This window comes from Acidovorax sp. CF316, from assembly GCF_000276605.1.
In the GTDB taxonomy this organism is placed as follows: Bacteria; Pseudomonadota; Gammaproteobacteria; order Burkholderiales; family Burkholderiaceae_C; genus Acidovorax.
Window position 1 is genome coordinate 1 of the sequence record NZ_AKJX01000151.1, and the last position, 6,058, is coordinate 6,058.

Below are 6,058 nucleotides of genomic sequence, written 5' to 3' on the forward strand. Positions count from 1 at the left end.
CCGCAAGCCCGTGGCCGCGCCAGCCCGCAAGGGCGTTGCCGGCAAACCCGCAGCACCTGCCACCGCACGGCTCACTGCGTCGGCGCCCAAGCCGGCAGCGGCCCACAAGCCTGCTGCAGCCGGGCCAGCCCCCGCACCGGCTCCACGGGCCACGGCCAAGGGCGGAGACGACGATTGGGAAAGCTTCTGAGGTACACCCGGGGCTCCAGGCGCAGCGGCCTGGAGGGCGTCGCCCTGGCTGCAACCGGGCCGATGGCGGCACAAGACCCGACTGAATGCTTCTGGAGTGCTTCCTCCAAATTGGGGTTTTTCCCGGTGGGCTGAGGCATTTGCCGGCGCCCGGCTGTCGTAGGCTATGGGCTGTTGGATGTAATTGAATGTTTCTGCGGCCAGGTGCCCGCAGTCCATCGGGCATCCGGGCCAGATCCACAAGGGAAAGAGATCCATGCAATTCGACAATATCCGCGTCTCGCGCAAGCTCTGGGGTGCATTCCTGGGGCTGATGATCGCGATGCTGCTGCTCTCGAGCTTCGCCCAGAACCGCGGCAACAACGCCATGTCGTCGGCGATGGACGACATCATCGAGATCGAGGGGCGCATCTCCTCCGCCGTGCGCTGGCGCGGCGCCACCGAGACGGCCGTCAACATGGTCATGGGCGGCGCGGTGACCACCGACGCCGTGCTCGCCGAGCAGTACGGCGCCAAGGTCAAGGAGATCATCGGCGCCATCAACAAGGTGCAGGAGAAGATCGTCGCCTCGGCCACCGCGCCCGAGGAAAAGGCGGCGCTCGACAAGGTGCTGGACGCGCGCAAGGCGGTGCTGGCCGCCACCGCCAAGACCTGGGAGCTCAAGGGCGCGGGCGATGCCGTGGCCACCCAGCAGTTTGCGGACAGGGAGTTCGCACCCCTGGTCACGGTCTACCTCAAGGCCCAGGACGATTTTGTGGCGGTACTGGAAAAGCGCCGCGATGCGATCCGCGCCGACGCCACGGGCCGCCGCATCCAGAACGCCATCTCGGGCATCATCCTGTCCATGGTGCTGCTGGGGGTGGGCATCTTCCTGGCCTGGCGCCTGGTGCATTCCATCAGCGACCCGCTCGACCAGGCGGTCAAGACCATCGACGCCATCGCCGCGGGCGACCTCACGCGCGAGCTGCACGCCACGCGCAAGGACGAGTTCGGCCACATGCTGCGCTCGCTCTCGGCCATGTCGGCGCGCCTGCGCGGCGTGGTGACCGAAGTGCGCCACGGCGTGGACTCGGTGTCCTCGGCCTCGGTGGAAATCGCCAACGGCAACCACGACCTGTCGGCACGCACCGAGCAGACGGCCTCCAACCTGGAAGAAACCGCGGCCAGCATGGAACAGCTGACGGCCACGGTGTCGCAATCGGCGGACACGGCGCGCCAGGCCAACCAGTTGGCGGGCACGGCGGCCCAGGCCGCGGCCCGCGGCGGCGAAGTCGTGGGCCAGGTGGTCAGCAGCATGCAGCAGATCACCGACAGCTCGCGCAAGATCGCCGACATCATCGGCACCATCGACGGCATCGCCTTCCAGACCAACATCCTGGCGCTGAACGCTGCGGTGGAAGCGGCGCGTGCCGGCGAACAGGGCCGGGGCTTCGCCGTGGTGGCCAGCGAAGTGCGCAGCCTGGCACAGCGCAGCGCCGAGGCGGCCAAGGAGATCAAGACCCTGATCGGTGCCAGCGTGGAGAACGTGGAATCGGGCTCGGCCCAGGTGGCGCAGGCAGGCCAGAGCATGGAAGAGATCGTCTCCAGCGTGCGCCGGGTGAGCGACCTGATCGGAGAGATCACGGCCTCCTCGACCGAGCAGCGCGACGGCATTGCCCAGGTCAACCAGGCGGTGACGCACCTCGATCAGATGACGCAGCAGAACGCGGCGCTGGTGGAGGAATCGACGGCGGCAGCGGCATCCATGCGCGACCAGGCACAGAAGCTGGCCGAGGTGGTGTCGATGTTCAACGTGGGGGCCATGCCGGCACGGGCGCCGGTGGCTGCGCCGCCACGGCCTGCACCGGGGGCCCGCAAGCCCGTGGCCGCGCCGACCCGTACCGCCGTGGCCGGCAAACCGGCAGCGCCAGCGACGGCACGGCTCACGGCGTCCAAGCCGGCAGCCGCGGCCCACAAGCCCGCCCCCGCCGCAGCGGCCCCGCGTGCAACCGCCAAGGGTGGGGACGACGACTGGGAGAGCTTCTGACCCTGCGCCCGGAGCGCCAATACCCATGAAAGGGCAGCCCAGGCTGCCCTTTCTTCATGCAAGATCGGCCCCATCGCCATCGAAGAAAGGTCTGCCATGCCCCTGGTCAACATCCGCCTTGCCAACCGCGACATCCCCACCACCTCGGCCCAGAAGGCCGCGCTGATCGCCGGCGTCACCCGGCTCATGGTGGAGGTGCTCGACAAGAAGCCCGAGACCGTGACGGTCATCATCGACGAGGTCGACCCCGACAACTGGGGCGTGGGCGGTGAGCAGGTGACCGTGGTGCGCCAGCGCAGCAAGGGGCCGACCCAGGCCTGAGGAGGAGGGGTGCAGCCCCCTTCGCCTATACCCGACCAACTTCCTGACATATTTGCTTACAGGTAGGATCGGCCGCACAAAGGCACACCCGTACGAAAGTCGGGGTCGCAAAGCTTCCGGTCTGAGACCTCGTGCGCGAGGGGGTATGGCAGCGGGGCCGCTGATTTCCGGATGACTTGCGTCCTCGGGTGACTTGCCGCCAGGCAGGGCGCCCCTTCAGGGCGCGCCGCTGATCGCGCGCCCGCTTCTGCTCCCCGTGTGTCGACTGCCTTTGTGGCGCCCCTCCCGGGATGGACGGGGCTGGGCGCCCCTGTTCCAGTCCACACGATGAATCTCGGGGAAAAGCAATGAAGTTGAACGATATCCGGGTGGCCACCAAGATGTGGGGCACGATCCTGGGCCTGTTGGTGCTGATGCTGGGGGTGTTTGTCTTCACCCAGTACCGCTCCAGCCTGGCCATGGAAGCGGCGCTGGCCGACGTGCAGCGCTACGAATCCAACATCACCGCGGCGGTGCGCTGGCAGGGCCTGACCGAGACCAACACCGAGCGTTCGCTGGCCAGCATGGCGAGCTCCGACGAGGTGATCGAGAAATTCTTCGCCAGCCGCCAGGATGCGGGCTCGGCCCTCATCAGCGAGGTCCAGACGGGCGTGCGTGCCACGGCGGTGTCGGAGTCCGACAAGGCCGCGCTGGCCAAGGTGGGCGAAGCCCGCGGCACCCTGCTCGACACCCTCAAGAAGCTCCCCGCCGTCAAGGCATCGGCCGAGCCCGGCGCACGCAAGGAGTTTGCGCTCAAGGAATTCCTGCCGACCTCGGTGGCCTACGTCGATGCGCTCAAGGGCTTCGTCAAGGTGCAGGAGGCACAGCGCGACGCGGCCAAGATCGAGGCCCGGCATGCGCAGCGCAACGCCACGCTGCTCGGCCTGTCCAGCGCCGCAGTGGTGTTCGTGATCGGCATCGTGCTGGCCTCCCTGCTGGTGCGCTCGATCACGCGCCCGCTGGACCGCGCCGTGACCGTGGCCGGCGCGATTGCGGGCGGGGACCTGACCCAGCAGGTCCACTCCACGCGCAAGGACGAGTTCGGCCAGCTACTGCAGGCCCTGTCGCTGATGGTGGGCAAGCTGCATGGCGTGGTGACGGAGGTGCGCCGCGGCGTGGATTCGGTGTCCACCGCCTCCAGCGAGATCGCCAACGGCAACCACGACCTGAGCAGCCGCACCGAGCAGACGGCCAGCAACCTGGAGGAGACGGCCGCCAGCATGGAAGAGCTGACCGCCACGGTGTCCCAGTCCTCGGAAACGGCGCAGCAGGCCAACCAGCTGGCCGTAGGCGCTGCCCAGGCGGCCACCCATGGCGGCGAGGTGGTGGCCCAGGTGGTGGTCAGCATGCAGCAGATCAGCGATTCGTCCAGGAGGATCGCGGACATCATCGGCGTGATCGACGGCATCGCCTTCCAGACCAACATTTTGGCGTTGAACGCGGCGGTCGAGGCGGCCCGGGCGGGTGAGCAGGGCCGTGGCTTTGCGGTGGTGGCCGGCGAGGTGCGCAACCTCGCCCAGCGCAGCGCCCAGGCGGCCAAGGAGATCAAGACCCTGATCGGCGCCTCGGTGGAAACCGTGGAAAAGGGCTCGGCCCAGGTGAGCCAGGCGGGTCAGGCCATGGGCGAGATCGTGGGCGGCGTGCGCCGCATGACCGATTTGATCGCGGAGATCGCCGCATCGGCGAGCGAGCAGCGCGATGGCATCGGGCAGGTGAACCAGGCGGTGACCAACCTGGACCAGATGACGCAGCAGAACGCCGCGCTGGTGGAGGAATCGGCCGCGGCAGCGGCGGCGCTGCGCGACCAGGCCCAGCACCTGGCCGAGGTGGTGTCGGTGTTCAACGTTGGCGCGGCGGCTGTGGGCTACGCCAGCACGCCTGCCGCAGCCCCGGTGCGCAAATCCCCCGCAACTGCGCTGCAGCCCCCGAAGGCGTCGCCGGCCAAGGCGGCATTGCCGACCCGAAAGGGCGTTGCGCCGCGGCTCGCGGAAAAGGCCGCCAGCACCCAGGACGATGACCAGTGGGCGAGCTTCTGATGAACGCATTGAACCCGACCCCCGGCGCGCCGCTGGCCGCTGCAGGCCAGTACCTGAGCTTTCGCCTCGGCGAAGAAAATTACGGCATCGACATCATGAAGGTGCAGGAGATCCGCTCCTACGAGCAGCCCACGCGCATGCCCAGCGCCGCAGGCTTCCTGCTGGGCGTGGTGAACCTGCGCGGCGTGGTGGTTCCCATCCTCGATCTGCGCGTGCGCCTGCACTGCGCGGACAGCGCGTTCACGCCCTCCACCGTGGTGATCGTGATCGACCTGGGGACCCGCGTTGTGGGCGTGGTGGTGGATGCCGTCAGCGACGTGGTGACGCTGGAGCCCGGCATGGTGCACGCGGCCCCGGGGCTGTCGGGCGCGCCGGACGCGGGCTGCATCAATGGCCTGGCACAGGTCGGCGAGCGCATGCTGATCCTGCTCGACATCGATGCCCTGCTCGGCGATACGCCGCCGGTGCCGGCCGGCGAAGGGCTGGTACCCGCTGCCTGAGCGCTGCGCCGCTGGCGGGCGCGGGGCCGTCAGAGCTCGGCGCCCTCCACCAGGAACTGCACCTTGCGCTCGCCGCGCCACTCGTTGACATCGAGGCGAAAGGCCAGCAGCACGCGGGCCGGCAGCTGCTCGGTGTGGCCGAACCAGATCGCGTCGACCGGGTTGCCCTGGTGCATGAGCTTGATGGACAGGTGGTTCTTGGCCTCGCCCACCAGCCGCTGGCTCACCACCTGCACCTCTTCGCTGAAGGTCGGCGGCGCAAAGCCCTGGCCCCAGACCTCCTGGTGCAGCGTGTCCACGACGTCGGCGCGGCAGTACTCGGGGGCCAGCGGGCCATCGGTCTCGATGCGGCGCGTGAGCGTCGAGGCGTCGAGCCATTCCTGCGCCACCTGGGCCAGGGCCTGCTCGAAGGTCTCGAAGGCTTCCTCGGCCACGGTGCAGCCGGCCGCCATGGCATGGCCGCCGAACTTGAGCAGCACGCCCGGGTGGCGCTTGGCCACCAGGTCGAGCGCGTCGCGCAGATGGAAACCGGGGATGGAGCGGCCCGATCCCTTGAGTTCATGCTCCTTGCCCGGCGCGCTGCTGGCAGCGAAGACGAAGGTCGGGCGGTGCAGCTTGTCCTTGATGCGCGAGGCGACGATGCCCACCACGCCTTCGTGGAAGTCGGGGTCGAAGACGCTGATCGCGGGCGGCGGGTCTTCGCTCTCGTCGAACAGGTTCTCGGCCATCAGCATGGCCTGCTCGCGCATGCCGCCTTCGATCTCGCGGCGTTCGCGGTTGATGGTGTCCAACTGGCCGGCCAGGTGGCCCGCGCGGCCCGCGTCGTCGGTGAGCAGGCATTCGATGCCCAGCGTCATGTCGGCCAGGCGGCCGGCGGCATTGATGCGCGGGCCCAGCGCAAAGCCGAAGTCGAAGGTGGTGGCCACGGTTGCCTTGCGGCTTTTTTT

At 68.8% G+C, this 6,058-nt stretch carries 5 protein-coding genes, 1 pseudogene and 1 riboswitch; of the genes and pseudogenes, 5 read left to right on the top strand and 1 reads right to left on the bottom strand.

The annotated features are described in order from the left end of the window. The 5 genes and pseudogenes from PMI14_RS35590 to PMI14_RS18430 all read left to right on the top strand — a co-directional run. A pseudogene (locus tag PMI14_RS35590) lies at nucleotides 1-190 on the top strand (methyl-accepting chemotaxis protein); the annotation flags it as partial. Between the two features lie 255 nt (nucleotides 191-445). Further along, entirely contained in the window at nucleotides 446-2,215 is a 1,770-nt protein-coding gene (locus PMI14_RS18415; protein WP_007856800.1) for a methyl-accepting chemotaxis protein, read from the top strand. A 96-nt stretch (nucleotides 2,216-2,311) separates the two neighbouring features. Next, entirely contained in the window at nucleotides 2,312-2,536 is a 225-nt protein-coding gene (locus PMI14_RS18420; RefSeq protein WP_007856801.1) for a 4-oxalocrotonate tautomerase family protein, read from the top strand. A gap of 71 nt (nucleotides 2,537-2,607) precedes the next feature. Next, a riboswitch (cyclic di-GMP riboswitch) is annotated at nucleotides 2,608-2,701 on the top strand. A gap of 182 nt (nucleotides 2,702-2,883) precedes the next feature. Next, nucleotides 2,884-4,611, top strand: a complete 1,728-nt coding sequence (locus PMI14_RS18425) for a methyl-accepting chemotaxis protein (RefSeq protein WP_007856802.1) — start codon at nucleotides 2,884-2,886, stop codon at nucleotides 4,609-4,611. Continuing rightward, nucleotides 4,611-5,111: a chemotaxis protein CheW gene (locus PMI14_RS18430; RefSeq protein WP_007856803.1), complete on the top strand. Its 501-nt coding sequence runs from the start codon at nucleotides 4,611-4,613 to the stop codon at nucleotides 5,109-5,111. Before PMI14_RS18425 ends, PMI14_RS18430 begins: the two co-directional genes overlap by 1 nt. Before the next feature lie 29 nt (nucleotides 5,112-5,140). Here the strand turns inward: PMI14_RS18430 and PMI14_RS18435 are convergent. Further along, nucleotides 5,141-6,058 (bottom strand): DHH family phosphoesterase (locus PMI14_RS18435; RefSeq protein ID WP_007856804.1); only part of this gene is annotated, 918 nt, incomplete at its 5' end.

Coding starts and splice junctions, on each gene's coding strand:
- PMI14_RS18415 (WP_007856800.1), top strand. CDS start 446: ATGCAATTCGACAATATCCGCGTCTCGCGCAAGCTCTGGGGTGCATTC.
- PMI14_RS18420 (WP_007856801.1), top strand. CDS start 2,312: ATGCCCCTGGTCAACATCCGCCTTGCCAACCGCGACATCCCCACCACC.
- PMI14_RS18430 (WP_007856803.1), top strand. CDS start 4,611: ATGAACGCATTGAACCCGACCCCCGGCGCGCCGCTGGCCGCTGCAGGC.
- PMI14_RS18425 (WP_007856802.1), top strand. CDS start 2,884: ATGAAGTTGAACGATATCCGGGTGGCCACCAAGATGTGGGGCACGATC.